At 71.8% G+C, this 16,944-nt stretch carries 24 protein-coding genes; 6 read left to right on the top strand and 18 right to left on the bottom strand.

Annotated elements, in window-relative coordinates:
* Positions 1-16: 16 nt before the first annotated feature.
* The 12 genes from ACGF0D_RS10500 to ACGF0D_RS10445 all read right to left on the bottom strand — a co-directional run bounded on the left by ACGF0D_RS10500 (position 17) and on the right by ACGF0D_RS10445 (position 5,026).
* On the bottom strand, positions 17-553 hold the full coding sequence (locus tag ACGF0D_RS10500) for a WhiB family transcriptional regulator (protein WP_392914649.1): 537 nt from the start codon (positions 551-553) through the stop codon (positions 17-19).
* Entirely contained in the window at positions 550-1,308 is a 759-nt protein-coding gene (locus ACGF0D_RS10495) for an exonuclease domain-containing protein (RefSeq protein ID WP_392914648.1), read from the bottom strand. The genes ACGF0D_RS10500 and ACGF0D_RS10495 overlap by 4 nt, the downstream gene beginning before the upstream one ends.
* Positions 1,305-1,832 carry a hypothetical protein gene (locus ACGF0D_RS10490; protein WP_392914647.1) on the bottom strand — a complete coding sequence of 176 codons (528 nt, stop codon included), beginning with the start codon at positions 1,830-1,832 and terminating at the stop codon, positions 1,305-1,307. Before ACGF0D_RS10490 ends, ACGF0D_RS10495 begins: the two co-directional genes overlap by 4 nt.
* Positions 1,829-2,785 carry a recombinase RecT gene (locus ACGF0D_RS10485; protein ID WP_392914646.1) on the bottom strand — a complete coding sequence of 319 codons (957 nt, stop codon included), beginning with the start codon at positions 2,783-2,785 and terminating at the stop codon, positions 1,829-1,831. Before ACGF0D_RS10485 ends, ACGF0D_RS10490 begins: the two co-directional genes overlap by 4 nt.
* Before the next feature lie 52 nt (positions 2,786-2,837).
* A complete protein-coding gene (locus ACGF0D_RS10480) occupies positions 2,838-2,969 on the bottom strand; it encodes a hypothetical protein (protein ID WP_392914645.1) in 132 nt (43 codons plus the stop codon).
* Positions 2,966-3,127: a hypothetical protein gene (locus ACGF0D_RS10475; protein ID WP_392914644.1), complete on the bottom strand. Its 162-nt coding sequence runs from the start codon at positions 3,125-3,127 to the stop codon at positions 2,966-2,968. The genes ACGF0D_RS10480 and ACGF0D_RS10475 overlap by 4 nt, the downstream gene beginning before the upstream one ends.
* A complete protein-coding gene (locus tag ACGF0D_RS10470; RefSeq protein WP_392914643.1) occupies positions 3,124-3,297 on the bottom strand; it encodes a hypothetical protein in 174 nt (57 codons plus the stop codon). Before ACGF0D_RS10470 ends, ACGF0D_RS10475 begins: the two co-directional genes overlap by 4 nt.
* On the bottom strand, positions 3,297-3,542 hold the full coding sequence (locus ACGF0D_RS10465; protein ID WP_392914642.1) for a hypothetical protein: 246 nt from the start codon (positions 3,540-3,542) through the stop codon (positions 3,297-3,299). Before ACGF0D_RS10465 ends, ACGF0D_RS10470 begins: the two co-directional genes overlap by 1 nt.
* An 11-nt stretch (positions 3,543-3,553) precedes the next feature.
* On the bottom strand, positions 3,554-3,919 hold the full coding sequence (locus ACGF0D_RS10460; protein WP_392914641.1) for a hypothetical protein: 366 nt from the start codon (positions 3,917-3,919) through the stop codon (positions 3,554-3,556).
* Positions 3,916-4,470: a hypothetical protein gene (locus ACGF0D_RS10455; protein WP_392914640.1), complete on the bottom strand. Its 555-nt coding sequence runs from the start codon at positions 4,468-4,470 to the stop codon at positions 3,916-3,918. Before ACGF0D_RS10455 ends, ACGF0D_RS10460 begins: the two co-directional genes overlap by 4 nt.
* A gap of 101 nt (positions 4,471-4,571) precedes the next feature.
* Complete coding sequence (locus ACGF0D_RS10450) at positions 4,572-4,823, bottom strand: hypothetical protein (protein ID WP_392914639.1); 252 nt, start codon at positions 4,821-4,823, stop codon at positions 4,572-4,574.
* Positions 4,820-5,026: a helix-turn-helix domain-containing protein gene (locus ACGF0D_RS10445; protein WP_392914638.1), complete on the bottom strand. Its 207-nt coding sequence runs from the start codon at positions 5,024-5,026 to the stop codon at positions 4,820-4,822. Before ACGF0D_RS10445 ends, ACGF0D_RS10450 begins: the two co-directional genes overlap by 4 nt.
* Positions 5,027-5,216: 190 nt before the next feature.
* Between ACGF0D_RS10445 and ACGF0D_RS10440 the strand changes: the two genes are divergently transcribed.
* The 4 genes from ACGF0D_RS10440 to ACGF0D_RS10425 all read left to right on the top strand — a co-directional run bounded on the left by ACGF0D_RS10440 (position 5,217) and on the right by ACGF0D_RS10425 (position 10,264).
* Positions 5,217-5,738, top strand: a complete 522-nt coding sequence (locus ACGF0D_RS10440; RefSeq protein ID WP_392914637.1) for a helix-turn-helix transcriptional regulator — start codon at positions 5,217-5,219, stop codon at positions 5,736-5,738.
* Positions 5,739-5,873: 135 nt separating this feature from the next.
* Complete coding sequence (locus ACGF0D_RS10435; RefSeq protein ID WP_392914636.1) at positions 5,874-6,044, top strand: hypothetical protein; 171 nt, start codon at positions 5,874-5,876, stop codon at positions 6,042-6,044.
* Positions 6,045-6,114: 70 nt separating this feature from the next.
* Positions 6,115-7,401: a hypothetical protein gene (locus ACGF0D_RS10430; RefSeq protein ID WP_392914635.1), complete on the top strand. Its 1,287-nt coding sequence runs from the start codon at positions 6,115-6,117 to the stop codon at positions 7,399-7,401.
* A 397-nt stretch (positions 7,402-7,798) separates the two neighbouring features.
* Positions 7,799-10,264: an ABC transporter permease gene (locus ACGF0D_RS10425; protein ID WP_392914634.1), complete on the top strand. Its 2,466-nt coding sequence runs from the start codon at positions 7,799-7,801 to the stop codon at positions 10,262-10,264.
* A 57-nt stretch (positions 10,265-10,321) separates the two neighbouring features.
* Here the strand turns inward: ACGF0D_RS10425 and ACGF0D_RS10420 are convergent, their stop codons facing one another.
* Together ACGF0D_RS10420 and ACGF0D_RS10415 are read right to left on the bottom strand one after the other, a co-directional pair.
* A complete protein-coding gene (locus ACGF0D_RS10420; RefSeq protein ID WP_392914633.1) occupies positions 10,322-11,203 on the bottom strand; it encodes a carbon-nitrogen hydrolase family protein in 882 nt (293 codons plus the stop codon).
* A gap of 114 nt (positions 11,204-11,317) precedes the next feature.
* A complete protein-coding gene (locus tag ACGF0D_RS10415) occupies positions 11,318-12,121 on the bottom strand; it encodes a phosphatase PAP2 family protein (protein WP_392914632.1) in 804 nt (267 codons plus the stop codon).
* A 424-nt stretch (positions 12,122-12,545) separates the two neighbouring features.
* Between ACGF0D_RS10415 and ACGF0D_RS10410 the strand changes: the two genes are divergently transcribed.
* Positions 12,546-13,517, top strand: a complete 972-nt coding sequence (locus ACGF0D_RS10410; protein ID WP_392874095.1) for a sigma-70 family RNA polymerase sigma factor — start codon at positions 12,546-12,548, stop codon at positions 13,515-13,517.
* A gap of 129 nt (positions 13,518-13,646) precedes the next feature.
* Complete coding sequence (locus ACGF0D_RS10405) at positions 13,647-13,880, top strand: hypothetical protein (RefSeq protein WP_392914631.1); 234 nt, start codon at positions 13,647-13,649, stop codon at positions 13,878-13,880.
* A gap of 60 nt (positions 13,881-13,940) precedes the next feature.
* Here the strand turns inward: ACGF0D_RS10405 and mscL are convergent, their stop codons facing one another.
* From mscL to ACGF0D_RS10385, 4 genes are all read right to left on the bottom strand, one after another.
* Positions 13,941-14,360, bottom strand: a complete 420-nt coding sequence (mscL, locus tag ACGF0D_RS10400) for a large conductance mechanosensitive channel protein MscL (protein ID WP_392914630.1) — start codon at positions 14,358-14,360, stop codon at positions 13,941-13,943.
* A 30-nt stretch (positions 14,361-14,390) separates the two neighbouring features.
* Positions 14,391-14,663, bottom strand: coding sequence for a hypothetical protein (locus ACGF0D_RS10395; protein WP_392914629.1), 273 nt, complete (start codon positions 14,661-14,663; stop codon positions 14,391-14,393).
* 276 nt (positions 14,664-14,939) lie between these two features.
* Positions 14,940-15,251 (bottom strand): FmdB family zinc ribbon protein, encoded by a 312-nt coding sequence (locus tag ACGF0D_RS10390; RefSeq protein WP_392874083.1) that lies wholly within the window; start codon positions 15,249-15,251, stop codon positions 14,940-14,942.
* Between the two features lie 126 nt (positions 15,252-15,377).
* Positions 15,378-16,793, bottom strand: coding sequence for an MFS transporter (locus tag ACGF0D_RS10385; RefSeq protein WP_392914628.1), 1,416 nt, complete (start codon positions 16,791-16,793; stop codon positions 15,378-15,380).
* Positions 16,794-16,944 lie beyond the last annotated feature (151 nt).

The following is a 16,944-nucleotide window of genomic DNA, read 5'->3' as shown; positions in this document are numbered from 1 at the left end:
CGATGGCCAACCACAGTCACGCCGCGGCCCTCGTGGTGCCGGTGTTGCGCAAGCGGCGGTCGGCGTCGGCGTTGGCCTTGCGGCACGGGTCGCACGCGGTCTCGCCGAGTTTCCGGTGCCGCTGGTAGCCACCGCGGGTACCACAGGCGGGGATCTCCCGGGTACCAGCGCGCTTGGCCCGCCGGTTTGCCGTGTCGATGCGGTTGGCCTCGAGACAGGCCTCGCACACCTTCTGCTTCAGCCGGCGGTGCTTGGCGGCCCCGGCCGTCGTCCCGCACGGAGTTGGGGTCCGGATCTTGATCGGGCGGTCGTGGCGGAACCGAACCCCCGCAGCCTTGGACCGGGCACGCTCGTCGAGGCCACCCCACACACCGAACTCGGCCGGCCGCGGCTGTTCACGGCACCACTCGGTGATCGGGCACTGCGCGCACAGTTGTTGGGCGTCCCACACGCGGCTCATCTGCTCGGGCGAGCCGTTGCGTTCCCCGTCCGGCGGGAAGAACAGCTCCGGCTCCGATGCGCAGGGCACAGCCTGACCGAGGTCCTGAATCACGACGCCACCCCCTGCCTGGGGACCAGCGGCCAGTGCCCGTGGACACCGGACGCGTCGCGGCCCTGCCGAACCAGGTACTGCCGCAGGCCGTCCGCCTGCTCGCCCGCCCAAACGACCTGGGCCGCGTGGAGGTCCGCCAGTGACGCCCCACCGATCGCGGGGTGCCGCTCGGCGATCTCGTACGCCACCCGGACCGCGGCGAGCGCGTCGGCTGCTGCCTCGTGCGCACCGTCCAGCCGGACCCCGTAGTGCTCGGAGAGGGCGGTCAGGTTGCGGCTTCCCCGCCGGTACCGGTTGACCTGCCGGTCCAGGACCAGCGGGTCCACCACGATCGGCTCCCGGCCGGCCTGCACCGTGAGCGGCCTGTACCCGTGCCGCTCCAACTCCCGGTCCAGCATCGTGAAGTCGTACGGGGCGTTCATGGCCACGATCGGAGTGCCCTCGGCGACGTGCTCGGCCAGCGCGATGCCGAGCTCCCGCACCACCCGGGCCGCAGGCCGGCCCAGCGTGCGGGCCCGCTCCGTCGTGATGCCGTGCACCGCGGCGGCACCCTCGGGGATCTCCACCCCCGGGTCCGCGATCCAGCCGAACCGGTCCACAGCCAGCCACCGCGAGGCGTTGTCCTCGCGGGACCTCCACCGCTGCGGGCCCACCCGCAGAACCGCGGCGGTCACGATCCGATCCTCCAACGGGTTGACGCCCGTACTCTCGAGGTCGAAGCCGACCAACGGCCAGTAGTGCCAGGGCCTGCTCACTCGGCACCCCCCGCAGCCAGCTGCGGCAGCACCAGCGACGCCAGCTCCCCCGCCTGCCAGGCGCGGGCAACCTCGTCCCGGCCCGACTTCTCCCACGTCGTCCGCACGTACGCCGCCCGCGGCTGCATCACCACACCCGGCACCGTGTGTACCTCGCCGGTCTCCTGGTCACACCACTGCGGCACCCCGGCAGCCGTCAGCTCCGCAAGGAGCGACTTCACGAACGCCTCCCGGACCCGGGTGACGACCTCGCGCTTGATCTGGTCGCCTCGGTGGTCGCGCACCCAGGCGGTGAACGCGCCCTCGTCGACCACCGTGGCGGCCGGCCCCGGGCTGACCAACGTCACCCGCGCAACGGCCTGTCCGCCAGGCAGTTCAGCGCTGATCTGCCGCGTCCCGGTCTCCTGCTTGGCCGCCTTCATCCCAGCGGCCTGCTCAGCCTTTGCAGCCTTCAGCTCATCGCCGATGGCGTCGTACAGGGCCTGCAGTACGGCGGCCCGGCCTGCGGTCTCCTTGAGGCTCATGCCGCACCCGCCAGCAGCTCGGTCATCTGGGTGAGCTGCTCGACGGAGGCGTCGGCGATCGGAACGCCGTACGACTGCGCGAAGTCCTGCTCGATGCTCGACGCGACCCCCGCGGCCAGCGCGGCACCGCGCAGGGCGTCCACCGCCGCCGTCCGCTCGTCGTCCTCGATCACCTCGGCGTCCACCGGCTCCGCGGCGGCAACCGGAGTTGGGGCCTTCTCTCGGCCGATCTGGGCAATCTGGTTCAGCACGTCCTTCACCACGCCGGAGTTCCTGGCCTCGACCCACAGGGCGCGCAGGGCGGCGGTGTCCTCAGCGGCTTCGGCCTCCGACAGCCAGTCCCGCACCGGCTCCGCCGGGACCGCCCGCAGCGGTTGCACCGGGGCGTCGACCGGATTGCCTTCCTGGTCGACATACGCACCCAGCTCCTCCGGCGTGTAGATCGCCCCGTGCAACACCTCCGGGCATGCCGAGCGCACGCACTCCGAGATAGCCCGGGCCCGCAGCATGGAACGGGTGTACTTCGCCCAGTTCGAGTCCGGCTTGCCCGGGTAGAGCTGGGCCTTCCTGGCGTCGTCCAGCGTCCACTCGGTCCGGTTCTCGAAGTCCGGGTCGTCCGAGCGCCAGATGCTGACGACGCACCGCTCGTTCTCCGGCCGCACACGGACCTTGTGGCCAGCGGCCCGGGCCCGGGACAGCATCAGGTCAGCGGACTGGGTCGGCTTGCCCTTGATCACGTGGATGGTGGTGATGGTGGTGACCACGTCCAGGCCGAGGGCTCGGCCGTACTCCAGGGCCCACAGCACGGATCCCGGGTTGCCGCGGTACTCCGGCGGCAGGATGTTCGCCTTCGCGAGGCTCTCGCAGAACAGCCACGCATCGCGGGCGGACATCGCGCCCAGCGACAGGGCGTTCGAGGTGACGGGCGTCGCCCGCACGATCTCAGTGCTCAACGTCTTCTCCGTTGGAGAGTGGCCGGGGCGTCGCGGCCCCGGCCGGGGTTGATCAGTTCTTGGGGTTCGGAAGCCGGCAGATCAGCCAGCCGCGGCCGTCGGGCCGGGTGAGCTCGAGGGCCGGGTACGGCCAGGTGCAGTAGCGGACGCGCAGGGCGGCGAGGTTGCGGAGGCGACGGATCATCGGTCGCCCTTCTCGCTGCGGCGGGCGACGTAGCGGATCTGCTCCGGTGTCACCTCCGCGGCCCGCACCGGACGGACCCGACGGCGAGCCCGCCAGTCCAGCCACAGCAACGCGGCGAACACGGCCACGGACAGGGCGATCAGGGCGGGGAGGATCACTGCACCTCACCCCGCAGCCACCGCTCCCGCAGACGGGCCACCTCGGCCGCGTGCTGGTGCACCACAGCCGCCGGCCACTCCCACGGGTCGTCCCCGTAGGCGTCCATGTACCGCTCCATCAGCGGGACCTCGGCGGCCATCTCCCGGCGCACCGGCAGCTCGTCGGCCATCACGCCGCCACCCCCGGTGCCAGCAACCGCTCCAGACCCTGCACCTGCAGCTTGGCCACGTACAGCTCGTGCATCAGGCCCTCGATCGTCGCCTGCATCGACCCGAACAGCCGCGCAGCCTCCACCGAGTCCATGAACGCCCCCGGACGGGCCTGCAGCGCCTTCGCCCGGTCCACCACCTGCTGAGCCGCCACGACCAGCGAGCCCTTCAGCAGGCCGGCATCAGACGCCTCCTGCAGCGACATCACCCGCGCACTCACAGGACACCGCCCGACCGGCGCGCCGCCGCCTCCGCCTCCGCGAGGAAGCACCTGGCATCGGCCTTGAGGTCGAACGACCGCGCGTACTGCATGCCGTCCGTGTCACGCCACCGCGCCTGCCACCTGCCAGACGGCAGCTTGCGGACCGAACCGGACACCGCCCGCGGCTCAACCCGCGCCCGCAGGCGCCTGACCGTGGCCCGCAGCCGCTCTACCTCGTCCTCCGAGGCGTGCAACGCGTCGTCCAGCGCATCGACCTCGTCGAGCAACTCGACGATGACCGCAGTGTCGGTGAACTCCCCCGTCGTGCAGGCCGATCGGAGTTCCTCGAGGTACTTCTCGCTCAAACCCTTGTCGCTCATCGGGCACCGCCCGACCGCGCCGTGTACTCGGCGACCAGGGCCTCCGTGGCGGGCGACCACGCCGGCAACTCCGGCTGCGGCCAGCACCAGTCGTCGAACCAGTCGCCGAAGCCGTCGTCGACGTCGAAGACCAGACGGCCCGGCAGCGCCAGCCGCGCGATCACGTCGTTGAGCAGAGCGTTGAGCGCGGCATCCGGACCCGCGGGCGAGGGCGCGACGCCGTACACCGCGAGCAGCCGGTCCTCCAGCCGCGCACGGACCGTCCGGGCGAGCTCCAGCTCGTCGCCGCAGTCCACCACGGCGTCCCACCCCACCTTGCAGAGCAGGCGGTCACACTCGGCGATCTCGACCAGCAGGACGCTGGTCTTCGCGTCCGTCCACGCCGGGGCGTCCGGGTCCACCACCAGGTGGGCCTCCCGCACCACGGACGGGGCGATCGGAGCGGCGGTGAGGAGCACACCGGCGACGAGGCCCGCCACGGCGGCCATGTCGTTGTTGTCCCGGACCGGGGTTGCGGTCTCCGGGGGCGTGTAGGGGATGATGATGGACACAGGTCCACCTCAACTTTCGTGTTGGTTGATGCACGGGTGGGCCGTAAGGGCTCTCGTACGGGCGGCATCCCGGCGAGGGCCCGACCCATGTCGGAGGAAGATCAGGCGGCGCGGCGCCGGCCGCGAGTGGCCGGGTCGACGGCCGAGGCATCCTGGATGGCCTTGATGTCGGCCAGCCGGAACCGGATCTTGCGGTTCGCCGCGACATGCGGGATGCGCTTCTGATTTGCGGCGATCTTGAGCGTCCGGACGGTGTAAGGCAGGAGCCCCATCTCGATGACCTGCTCGACCGTGTAGAGCCGGAGTCGCTCCTCGGCGGTGAACTCGGAGTTCGCGACCTTCTGCGTGGTCACGGTTGTTCCTCTCGGTTGAGAGCAGCCACAGGCACGGCCAAGGCGGCGGCGATCGCTCGGATCGTCTCTTCACTCGCCCCAGCTAGCCCGCGTTCCACTCGGGACAGAAAGCTGCGGTCACGCCCAGTCCGCAAAGCAAGCTCCCGGAGGCTTACATTGCAAGCAGCCCGGATCGTTCGGATTGCGGTTCCGTTCGGCGTCACGAGAGAAGACAACCACGCTTGCGCTTGCTTTGCAAGCAGTCTCGGCACACTTTCGACGCAGTCTCATGCATGCAAGGAGTGCTCCCCTGGGGGCGCTCGGCCCGCCATGCAACCCAGCCCAGCCTTAAATGCAGGTCAAACGGCCGGATCCGGGCTCTGCGGTTGCACGTGGATGCGGCATGATGTGCGCATGGACAGAGACTGGGCTCGCCTTTCAAGCGCGATCGCCGCCGCCCGCGACGACCTTGAGCTGACACAGCCCCAGCTCGCGAAGGAGCTGGGCGTTGGACGGTCAGCAGTCCAGAAGCTAGAGAGTGGCCACCAATACTCGAAGGTCACGCCGCTACACCGGGCAGCAGCTCGACGGTTCGGCTGGACGGAAGACAGTGTTGAGGCCGTACTGGCGGGCGGCGCTCCGACTGTCCGCGGCCAGCACGGCGACGCCGCGCCGAAGGCTGACATCGAAGACAGTGAAGTTGATGAGCTCCTCGACGATCTGACCGGGCGGGTGCGGGCAGCCCTGCTCGGTGGGAAGGTCGCCGACGCAACGGCCATCGCACTCGACACAGCCGACGAGGGCGACGTGGTGATCATCTGGAAGGAGGGCGAGGCGCGGGACCTCACGCCCGAAGAGCGGCGCGAGTTGGAGAAGAAGTGGAGCCGGCTCCAGCGGGCCGCTCACGAGATTTTCTCCGAGGGCGACACGCAGTAAGTCGACAATCACACGAAACACCGCGAAACCCCTGCGCATATGCCAAACGTGTGCAAAGATTCCGCTACCTGAGTGAGGGGGGTCAGCCCAACACAGGTAGGGGGGACCGCCCCAATGCGGATGCGGATCGAGCGCGTGACGGACATCGTCCCCCACGACGGCCTAGTGGTCGTCCGACGGCAGGCCGGCACGCCGGTAGTCCAACTCAACGCCCGCCTCATCACCGAGGCCCAGGCGCTCGAGTTCGACCGCCGACTCCGCAAGGACCCGGCTCTCCTGCGGACAATCTGCGACGCCGACGTGTAGTGGCACACCTTGGCACGGCGGGGTCTCGCGGACGGCAGGCCCCGCCTGCCAGGACAACAAGGGGTGCCCCTTGGCGTACGCCGAGAAAGTGTTCAAGGTCAAGAACGGCAAGAAGACGAAGCAGTACACCTGGCGATCGAAGTTTCTGCTGCCTGACGGAATCAACTATGGCAGCGCATCCGGGTTCGCCACGGAGAAGACCGCCAAGGAGTACGGGCAGGAACAGGAAGCCGCGATCCGTGCCGGCCGGTGGGTCGATCCGAAGCTGAGCAGCAAGCACTTCGGGATCTTCGCGATGGAGTTCATGAAGGCGCGGCCCAAGCGCGGCCAGACCGTCGACACGCGGTGGAAGCAGTTGACCGGGCACATCTTCCCGCGGTGGCAGTACGTTCCGTTGCGCGACATCAACTGGTTCGCCGTCGACTCCTGGCAACTTAATGATCTTCAGGTCGATGACGTCACCAAAGGGCATGTTGTGTCGCTGATGTCAACGATCCTCACCGCCGCGGTCGATGCGCGGCACCTCCTGGTCAACCCATTGATGGGCCGCCGACGGACCAAGCCGGTCATGGTACTTGGCGCCGTCCCAAAGCGCGTTGACGAGGCGAAGTGGCATCCGCCAGCCGCGGTAATCAAAACGGCGGAGCGGCTCGGGTTCGCCGACGGCTTCCAACTGCTATCCGCGGCCTTCACCGGCGTCAACTGGGGTGAGGGTCAGGGCCTGGAGCGGGCGCACATCCTGGAGAGGCGCCAGCTCGACGACGACGGCACGGTGTGGTCGTGTCCGATACTGCGGGTCGTTCAGGAGGTGGCCGAGTACGAGCAGCGGGGTCCCGGTGGCGAGAAGCTCGGCACAGTGCTGGCCCTCGAGCCTCTGAAGAATGAGCACCGGATCCGAGACGTCGACCTGCCGCCGTTCCTTGCGGAGCTGTGGTACCACCGGGCCAAGGTGTGGCCCCACGAGCACCTGCTGTCCACCGAGAGCGGATCGTGGTGGCGTCGGGGGAACTGGGGCAAGACTCTTCGGCCTGCTGCGGATGGACGGCCGGCCCGTGAGCGGCGGCAGGGAGTGTCCGCGCGGGATGCGTGGGACCCGCTCGCGCCCGGGCTGACGATGCGCGGGGCTCGGCACACGCATGACACGCTGCAGGAGCAGATCATGGTGGCGACATCCCTGGCGTATGAGCAGGCCGGCCACAAGCCGTCCGGGATCAAGGGGGTGTATCAGCACCCGACGGTGCGGATGCGCCGTCACCGTCTGGACGGCTTGCAGGAGGTGTTCGTCCGCGCGATGCTGGGGTTGGGGAAGACGACCTTGTGGGGTCGGTCGGTGAATTTGGAGCTCCCACAGAAGTGATCACCGAAATTTCCCCCAAATGATCTTCGTTTGGCGATTAGGCTCCACATCATGGCTGGTCAGCGGCAGGCGGAGTGGCGGGTAGCCCGGTCCTCCTAAAGCCGGTGTCGCAGGTTCGAATCCTGCCTGGGGCACAGCGAACACGCAGGTCGCAGGCCCTCCTGCCCACACCGGGCAGGAGGGCCTGCGGCGTTCCCGGGCCCTCGTTGCCATTTCCGGGTGACCGTCTCGGGGGCGGCGTACCCCTCCAGGAGGAGGCGGTGGTGGGCGGCCGTCCGCCCACGGAGTGATCATGAAGCAGACCTCGTGCTGACGATGTGCGGCCGCCGCGTTCCTAGGCTCGTCGAGACCCCTGCCGGAGCACCGTTCCCGGTCAGGGCGGACGAGCCGGGGAACCATGACGACGTACCGATACACCGTGGCCGAGCTGCGCGGCCAACTGCGCCAACTGATCCTGAGCGGCGCCGCGATCGCGCTGGGGGTGGCCTTCCTGATCGCCTCCGTCGCCGGCAGCGGGGCACTGGTGGACTCCTACAGCCAGACCGCGGCCGCCGAGGTCGGGCCCGGCGACATCCAGGTGACCCGGGCCGTCAGGACGGGCGGACTGGACGCGGCCACCGCGGAGCGGGTGCGGCAGACCGCCGGGGTGGCGGCGGTGGCCCCCCGGCTGACCGGCAAGGGCGGCGTGCTGGCCGCCGATGGGCGGCCGCTCGACCACACCGCCGCGGTCAGCGCCGTCGCCGAGGACCCGGCGCTGCGCTGGCAGCTGCTCAAGGACGGCCGCTGGCCCGTCGGCCCCGGCGAGGTGCTGCTCGACACCGGGACCGCGCACCGGCTGGACGCCGCCGTGGGCGCCGAGGTCCACCTGACCCGGGCCGACGGCACCGCCACCACCGCCCGGCTGGTGGGCACCCTGGACGAGCGGGGCGCACCGAGCCTCGCCGGAGTGCCGATCATCGGCGTCCCGGCGAACGCGGTCGCCGGCTACGCGACCGGCGTCACCACCGACCGGCTCGACGTCAGGGTCACCCCCGACGCCTCCCGGACCACGACCGTCGAAGCCCTGCGCACCGCCCTCGGCACCGGCGTCGAGGTGCACACCCACGAGGCCTCGGTCACCGAGGCGACCCGGCAGAGCAGCACGATGTACGGCGTGGTGCTGGTAGCCGCGCTCTCCTTCGTCCTGATCGCGCTCGCGGTGGCGCGGATGGTGGTCGGCAACACCTTCACGGTGGTGCTCGCCCAGCGGACCCGCCAGCTCGCCCTGCTGCGCTGCGTGGGCGCCGACCGGCAGCAGCTGCGCCGACTGATCCGCCGCCAGGGCCTGCTGCTCGGGCTGGGCGCCTCGGCGGTGGGCGTGCTGCTGGGGATCGCCCTCGGCGCGCTCGGCACCGCCGTGGTCGGCGGGCTCGACCTCGGGCCGGTGCACCTGTCGCTGATGCCCTCCCCGCTGACCTGCCTGCTGGCCGGGCTGTTCGGCATACTGCTGACCCTGCTGGCCGTCCGCGGCCCGGCGAAGGCCGCCGCGGCCGTGCCGCCGATCGCCGCGCTCGGCGGCACCCCCGCGCCGACCGGCGGGGCGGCCAGGATGCGGGCCACGGTGTGGACCTCCGGGCTGCTGATCGGGGGCACGGCGCTGCTGGCGGTCGGGGCGATGACCCCGCCGCCGCTGTCGCTGCTCGCCGTCACCGTCGGCGCCATCGCCAGCTTCTTCGGGGTGCTGCGGCTCTCCCACCGGGTGCTGCCCGCGGTCGTCGCCGTACTGGGCCGGCCCGCCCGCAGGCTCGGCGGTACGGCCGGGCGGCTCGCCACCCAGCAGCTGCGGCTCAACCCGGGCCGCACCGGGGCCACCGGCTCGGCACTGCTGCTCGGCGTGACCGTGATGGTCGGCGCCGTCACCGCGCTGGACATCACCTCGCAGTCGCTGGTGCCCGTGGTGTCGGCGCGCCAGCCCGGGGTCTTCTCGGCGACGGCCACCGGCGGCGCCCTGCCCGCCGGGGCACTCGGCGCGCTCGGCGCCGAGCACGGGCTGACCGTCACCCCGGTCCGCTCGGCCACCGTCGACCTCGACGGCCGGCCCACCGTGGTCGCCGCCGTCGACGCCACCCGGCTCAACTCCTCGACGGACGACGTGGACCGGGCCCGCGGGCTCACCGGGGGCGACGCGCTGAGCGGGCTCGGCGAGACCGGGACGCGTCGGGTCGGCGACGTCGAGCTGCGCCTGCGACCCGGCCGCAGCAGCCTGCCGTTCACCCTGCAGAGCGGCGCCACCCTGCTGGTGACGCCCGCGACCCTGGACCGCCTCGCCCCCGGCGCGCCCGTCACCACGGCCTGGATCAGCCCGGCCACGGGCGACGACCGGCCGACCGCCCGCCGCGCCCTGGACCGCGCCCTCGCCGACCACCCACAGGTGACCGTCGCCGACACGGCCGCCCAGGCCGACACCCTGCGCTCCCTGCTGGACCGGCTGAAGACCGTCAGCATGGCCCTGCTCTCCTTCTCCGTCGCCATCGCCGGCCTCGGCGTCGCGGCCACCCTGATGCTCAGCATCAGCGAACGCTCCCGCGAGATCGGCATGCTGAGGGCGATCGGCATGTCCCGCGAGCAGCTGCGCCGGATGCTCACCCTGGAGGCCCTGCTCCTCTCCCTGGCCGGCGCCCTGGTCGGGACCGCGCTGGGCGTCGGCTACGGGTGGGCTGCCGCGCGCTCGGTCACCTCGACCGTGGGCACGGTCGGCACCCCGCCCGTCCTGCCGGTGCTGGCCGCCCTGGCCCTGACCGTGCTGGTCGGTCTGGCCGCCGCCGTGCTCCCGGCCCGCCGCGTCGGCCGCATGAGCGCGGTGGCCGCCATGCGGGCCTCCTGACCGCGGTCGCGGCCGGTGTGCCGGGAGTCGGGCGCCAGGAGTCGGGAGTCGGGAGCCTCAGGCCAGGGTGACCCGGGTCCGGGGCGCGGACGGCCGGCCGGTGTCGAGGGCGAGGTCGGCGAGGAGGGTCTCGGTCTCGCGGGTGGTGCGCAGGACGGCCGGGTCGAGGTCGGCGACGACGAGTTCACGCCGGTCCTCGCTCGCCTCGGCGACCAGTCGGCCGTCGGGGCCCCAGACCGCGCTGGCGCCGCAGGTGTGCCAGCCGCCGGTGTGGCCGATGTGGTTGGCGAGCACCGTGTAGACGGTGTTGTCGAGCGCGCGGGCCGGGAACCAGGTGCGGGACTCGTGGTGGCCGTGGCCCATGCTGAACAGCGCGCCGACCAGGTAGGCGTGGCAGCCGTCGAGCGCGGCGGCCCGGGCGTGCTCCGGGAAGCCGGAGTCGTAGCAGATGCCGAGGCCGAGCCGCCAGCCGTCCAGTTCCACGGTGCAGCCGGCCGTCCCCGGGCGGTAGTGCTCGCGTTCGCTCTTGAACAGGTGCTGCTTGTCGTAGCGGGTGACGAAGCCACCGTCCGGCCCGAGGACGAGGGCGGAGATGCGCAGGTCGGCGCCGTCCTGTACGGCGGCTCCGACGATCGCGGCGGTCCCGGTCTCGCGGCAGGCCTCGGCGATCGGCGCGAGACGCGGATCGCCGGGTTGGACCGCGTACTTGCCGGGGTCGGTGCGGATCAGCTCGGGCTCGTACCCGGAGAGGAACTTCTCCGCGAACAGCACCAGCCGGGCACCGGCCCGGGCGGCCTCGCGGATCAGGTCGGCGGCCTGGGCGACGTTGGCGGGTATGTCGCCGGCCACGGCCTGGGCCTGGACGGTGGCGATCCGCAGCGGCTGCTCGGGGTAGCCGGTGGGCGCGGTGGGGGAAGCGGGAGCGGAGGTGTCGGACATGGCCGTCACGCTAGCGCGGCGGCCCGCAGCGGGCGGCGGGTTGACGGTGGGTCAGCGCTCGGTCCTGCCCGTCCGGTCCGCCCGTGGCCTACGCCCGTGGCCTACGCCCGTGGCCTACGCCCGCGGGTCGTGGGGCCCGTCCTCGTCCGGTGCGGCGGCGGTGTGCGAAGGCCGCCCGGCGGACACCGTGACCCGCTGGACCCGGGGCCTGGTGCGCCAGTTGACCCGGCGTACGTCCCGGGCCAGTGCGCCGGGGCGCCAGACCTGGATCACCGCGGTCACGGCGCCCAGCACGATCCCGGCGGCCAGCCAGCCGGCCAGCACGTCGCTGGGCCAGTGCACCCCGAGCGCGACCCTGGTCCAGCCGATGGTCAGCACCGTCGTGGCCGCCACCACGCAGGCGGCGGTCCGGCCGCGACGGTGGACCCGGTACCAGAGCAGGCCGACCAGGACGGCGCAGGTGATCGCCGAGGCCATGGCGTGTCCGGAGGGGAAGCCCGGGCCGCCGGCGTGCGAGACCGGGTCGGTGAAGGTGGGTCGGCTACGGCCGAAGGCCAGCTTCAGGGCCCACAGGGCGCCCCAGCCGACCAGGGTCTGGGCGGCCACCCAGCCGGCCAGCACCCGGGCGCCGATCAACCAGAGCCACCCGGCGGCGATCCCGAGCAGCGTACGCATCGTGACGGTCCCGCCGATGTCCGAGAGGGTCTGCACCGAGGCGGTCCAGATCCGGTGTTCCCGTGCGTAGGTGTGCAGTTCGCCGATCCACTCCTGGTCGAAGCGGACCAGTGGGCGCCACTGGCCGGTGACCAGGACCGCCAGCAGGCCGAACAGCGCGGCACAGCCCAGCGCGAGCGCGGCGTCCCGAAGGAGACTGCGGTTACGCGCGGTGAGGAGGGTCGTGCTGTTGGTCAGGTGCATGGCTGACACCTTCCCAGTGTCCTGTGCCGAGCAAGAGCCGGAGTGATAGCGATTCGGCATCGTTTGTGAGGAGGACCTGCGTGCGCGGGAGTGCGGGCGCGGGCGGAAAGGGGGGCGCAGGGGGAACGTCGGCGGCTCCTCGCGGGTTCACACGGGTAGGCGGCGACGGGGTGTGGGTCGGGTGAAGAAACCGATCCCGCGACGGTCGTCCGATGGTACGGGAAGTGCCCGACTGGTCACCCAGGGTTCGGAGCCGGGGTGAAAACCGGCAGGATACTGCATCGCCGGGAAGAATCTGAGTGACTTGGGAATGTTGTCCGGAATCTGTTCGTTGGATCGTTACGTGTGAGCCCCAAGGGGCCGCACATCTTGCCCTCACGAGGCAGGCAGGCAGACCTCGGCAACACCAGCAAAGGGAGCAAGCATGGCCACCCGTGCCGTCGTTCGCGACAGGGCCGACCGGAGTCGCGCGGCCCGCCCGACCAACCTCGAGGCCGACCGCGACCTGGTCGGCATGTACCTCGACGAGATCGCCAGGACACCCCTGCTCGATGCCGCCGAGGAGGTCGAGCTCTCGCTGCGGATCGAGGCCGGTGTGTACGCCCAGCACCTGCTGGAGGAGGGCGGACTCCCCGACGGCGTCACGCGTGAGGAGTTGGAGGCGATAGCCGCCGACGCCGAGCGGGCCAAGGACGTCTTCATCCGCTCCAACCTCCGGCTCGTGGTCGCCGTCGCCCGTCGCTACCCGCGCAGCGGCCTGCCGCTGCTGGACCTCATCCAGGAGGGCAACGCGGGCCTGGTGCGCGCCGTCGAGAAGTTCGACTACGCCAAGGGCTTCAAGTTCTCCACGTACGCGACGTGGTGGATCCGGCAGGCGATCACCCGGTCCATCGCCGACCAGTCCCGCACCATCCGGCTGCCCGTGCACCTGGTGGAGGAGCTGGGGCGGATCCGGCGCGTCCAGCGGGAGAAGTCCAAGGAACTGGGCCGCGAGGCGGAGCCGGCCGAGATCGCGGCCGAGCTGGACACCACCGAGGCCCGGATCAAGGACGTGCTGGACTGGGCGCGCGACCCGGTCAGCCTCAACATGTCCGTCGACGACGAGGGTGAGACCCAGTTCGGCGACCTCGTCGAGGACACCGGGGCGACGTCCCCCGAGGACGCCGTGATGGTCATGCTCCGCCGCGAGGAACTGGACGACCTGATCGGGCGGTTGGACGACCGCACCGCCTCGATCATCCGCTCCCGTTACGGGATGGAGGACGGCCGCGAGCGCACCCTGACCGAGGTGGGCAAGCAGCACGGCCTCACCCGTGAGCGGATCCGCCAGATCGAGAAGCACGCCCTGGCCGAGCTGAAGAAGATCGCGGACCACGCGGGCTTCGAAGCCGCCTGACGGTCCAGCCGGCCCCACGGGCCGAGCCCCTCACCCGGGCCCTGGCGCGGAGCGCTCCGCACCGGGGCCCGAGGCGTGCCACGGGGCTCTTAGTCTGGAGGGGAGGGACGAGTGGACGGAGTGGACGGCGTGAGCGAGCAGGGACAGGGACAGGAAACGGGCCAGGACCAGGGCCAGGACCAGGCGCGGGAGCCTCGGAAGGCCTCGGCCGCCAAGGCCCGGCTGGTCTTCCGGGACCCGTTCGACCAGCAGTCCAGGGACGACACCGACACGGGCTGGGGCGACCGCCCCGGGGCCGGGGAGAGTGGTGGGCGGGGGCTGGACTGGTACCTGAGCCAGCGCCCGCCGCACCACGGGGGCTGAGGAGCGGGACTGAGGATCGGGGACGGGGGAGCGGGGCCGTGGGCGACGCGCGCCCACCGGTCAGCGCAGTGGCGTGACCAGCGCGTCGCGGATCTCGGTCAGTAGCTGGACCTCCTTGAGCTCGGCCTCCGCCGCCTTCTCGGCGGCGGACTTGCGGTGGGCCGCCAGCTTGTTCATGGGCAGGATCAGAACGAAGTAGACGACCGCCGCGGTGATCAGGAACTGGAGCGCGGCGCTGAGCACGGATCCCCACAGGATGAGGACCCCGGACGTGACCTCGCCGGTCGGGCTCACCTCGCAGGGCCCCTTGAGGCAGGAACTGTAGGACGCGAGGTCCTTCGCTCCGAAGACGCCGACGATCGGATTGATCACGCCTTTGACGAAGGCGTTGATGATGGCGGTGAAAGCCGCGCCGATGACCACGGCCACGGCGAGTTCGACGACATTTCCACGCAGCAGGAATTCCTTGAAGCCCTTCATGCCGCCTCGAACGACGAAGCCGCATTCCGGTTACGGGTGATCTTCCAGAGTCTCGGATTGACAACCCGTCCGGACCAGCGAGCCCCCGTGCGGCGGCGGCAGACCCGCCCGCGCGGGCCCCAGCGCCAGCGCCGCCGCCGTTGCGAGCAGCGCCAGCGCGGGCACCCCGGCCCGCCGTCGCACCGCGCTGCGCCAGCGGTGCCACCCGCCGCACCCGCGCCGGATCGGTGGGAAGCTCGGCAGCTCCTGCCGGGGCGGCACGGCGGGGGCGGGCAGCGGAAGGGAGAAGCTCACGGTCGTCATCGACGCACCTCCGGGTGTCGGCGGGCCGGCCCCTCGCGGACCGGACGAGCCACACGATGGGCGTTTCCGTCGAACTCCGGAAGTCCTTTCCCCAGGCCTGTGGACAACTCGGCCCTGTGGACGAGTTCGTCCACCCACGAGAGTGATGCGGGCCGGTCCGGCTTGACCGGATGCCCGTGCGGAGGCATGCGGAAAGGCCCGCCGCCCCGCGCGGAAGCGGGGTCGACGGGCCTTTCCGAGGACTGCGGGCCGTCCGGGCCGATGCCGGCGCCGAGGTCAGCTCGCGGCCGGAGCCGGGCTGGACGAGGTCGAGGAACCGGAGCCCGACGACGACGAAGACGAGGTCGTGGACGTGCTGGACGACGTCGAAGAGGTCGACGACGACCCGGCGCCCACCGAGCTGCTGGAGGAGGAGCGGCTGTCGGTCCGGTAGAAGCCGGAGCCCTTGAACACGACGCCCACGGCCGAGAAGACCTTGCGGAGCCGTCCCTGGCAGTCGGGGCACGTGGTCAGCGCCTCGTCGGTGAACTTCTGCACCGCCTCCAGGCCGCTGCCGCACTCGGTGCACTGGTACTGGTACGTGGGCACTTGTCTTCCTCCTGGCACTCTCGCCTGATGAGTGCTAACGATGGTCAATGATGCGGTATTCCGCGGGATCAGTCCAGCGACTCCGGTGTGAGATGGGCCGGGCCCGGCCGCCGGACCGCCGCCCGCTCAGCCCTTGGCCGCGCCCACCAACCGCCCGACACCACCGCGCTCCGTCGAGCCGGAGCCCGAGTCGGAGCCCGAGCCCGCGCCCGAACCGCCGGTCGAGCCGGAGTCCGATCCGGCACCCGAGCCGTCGGCCGGAACGTCCCCCGGCGCCACCAGCAGGTGCCGCAGCGAGAACAGCGCGACCAGCCCCAGCCCCGCCCCGATCACCGGCACCAGGAACCCGGTCGAGGGCCCGTGCCCGTCGATCAGCCGGCCCGCCGCCATCGAGCCGACGGCCAGGCCGAGCCCGATGGCGCCGGTCAGCCAGGTGAAGGCCTCCGTCTTGGCCCCGTCCGCGACCAGCGTCTCGACCAGGGTGTAGCCGCTGATCAGGGTCGGTGCGATGGCCAGCCCGCAGACCAGCCCGGCGACGGTCAGTGCGACCAGGTTCGGCATCGCCCACAGCACCGAGCAGCCCAGCACCAGCAGCGCGTAGCTGATCAGCATCCGCTGCTGCACCGGTCGCCGCCAGGCGACGACGCCGTACAGCACACCGGCCAGCATCGAGCCGCCGGCGAAGATCCCGTACACGGTGCCGCCGGCGTCGTGCTGTCCGACCGAGTCGGCGAAGGCGTTCACCGACACCTGCATGCCGCCGAACACCGCGCCGACCCCGAGGATGGACCCGGCCAGCAGCCGGACGCCGGGGGAGGCGAGCGCCGAGGCGCGCTTGGTGCCGGGCTGGGGCACGATCCGGGCCGGGGCGGTGCGCCGCTGGGCGGCGAAGGCCAGGCCGCCGACGAGGGTCAGCCCGGCCTCGGCGACCAGGGCGGTGGCCGGGTTGGCGAGGGCGGCGATGCCGGAGGCCAGGATCGGGCCGACCACGAAGGTGAACTCGTCCGTCACGGACTCGAACGCGAACGCGGTGCTCACCCGGGCCGCGGAGGTCTCGGAGGCGCCGTCCGCGGTGAACCTGGCGACCCAGCGGGCCCGGACCATCGCGCCGACCTGCGGCACGCTCGCACCGGCCGGGACGGCGGCCAGGAACAGGCTCCAGGCGGGCGCGTGGCCGAGCGCCAGCGCGATCAGCACGCCGACCGAGACCGCGTGCACCAGGACGGTCGGCACGAGCACCGCGGCCTGGCCGTAGCGGTCCGCGAGCCGCCCGGTCTGCGGCCCGATCAGGGCCTGGGCGACGGCGGCGACCGCGGTGACCGTACCGGCGGTGCCGTACGAACCGTGGGTCTGGGTGACGAGCAGCAGGATGCCCATGCTGAGCATCGCGTACGGCAGCCGCGCGACGAGGGCGGGGAACAGGAACGTCCAGGCCCCGGGGGTGCGCAGCAGCTCGCCGTACCCGACACGGGCGGGGGCCGGAGCTGCGGGGGTGGTGGCCGCGTGGTCCGCGGCGGTGTCGACCGTTCGGCGCGCCGTCACGGTCGGTCCTTCCTGCTGCCTGGTAGCGCGGCAGGGCATGGTGGAGCCCCGACGGCGCCGAGAGTCGTCCTCTCGCGCGTCGACCGGGGTAGATACCGGGTCGGGCCGGCCTGGTGGCCGGGGACCGGACCGCGGCCGCCGAGCGGTCGCG

Origin of the sequence: Kitasatospora sp. NPDC048298, from assembly GCF_043201465.1 — a bacterium.
Classification (GTDB): Bacteria; Actinomycetota; Actinomycetes; order Streptomycetales; family Streptomycetaceae; genus Kitasatospora.
This window is presented reverse-complemented; position numbering and strand designations above follow the sequence as displayed.

Coding starts and splice junctions, on each gene's coding strand:
- ACGF0D_RS10490 (WP_392914647.1), bottom strand. CDS start 1,832: ATGAGCCTCAAGGAGACCGCAGGCCGGGCCGCCGTACTGCAGGCCCTG.
- ACGF0D_RS10480 (WP_392914645.1), bottom strand. CDS start 2,969: ATGATCCGTCGCCTCCGCAACCTCGCCGCCCTGCGCGTCCGCTACTGC.
- ACGF0D_RS10470 (WP_392914643.1), bottom strand. CDS start 3,297: ATGGCCGACGAGCTGCCGGTGCGCCGGGAGATGGCCGCCGAGGTCCCG.
- ACGF0D_RS10465 (WP_392914642.1), bottom strand. CDS start 3,542: ATGTCGCTGCAGGAGGCGTCTGATGCCGGCCTGCTGAAGGGCTCGCTG.
- ACGF0D_RS10460 (WP_392914641.1), bottom strand. CDS start 3,919: ATGAGCGACAAGGGTTTGAGCGAGAAGTACCTCGAGGAACTCCGATCG.
- ACGF0D_RS10440 (WP_392914637.1), top strand. CDS start 5,217: ATGGACAGAGACTGGGCTCGCCTTTCAAGCGCGATCGCCGCCGCCCGC.
- ACGF0D_RS10425 (WP_392914634.1), top strand. CDS start 7,799: ATGACGACGTACCGATACACCGTGGCCGAGCTGCGCGGCCAACTGCGC.
- ACGF0D_RS10420 (WP_392914633.1), bottom strand. CDS start 11,203: ATGTCCGACACCTCCGCTCCCGCTTCCCCCACCGCGCCCACCGGCTAC.
- ACGF0D_RS10415 (WP_392914632.1), bottom strand. CDS start 12,121: ATGCACCTGACCAACAGCACGACCCTCCTCACCGCGCGTAACCGCAGT.
- ACGF0D_RS10410 (WP_392874095.1), top strand. CDS start 12,546: ATGGCCACCCGTGCCGTCGTTCGCGACAGGGCCGACCGGAGTCGCGCG.
- mscL (WP_392914630.1), bottom strand. CDS start 14,360: ATGAAGGGCTTCAAGGAATTCCTGCTGCGTGGAAATGTCGTCGAACTC.
- ACGF0D_RS10395 (WP_392914629.1), bottom strand. CDS start 14,663: ATGACGACCGTGAGCTTCTCCCTTCCGCTGCCCGCCCCCGCCGTGCCG.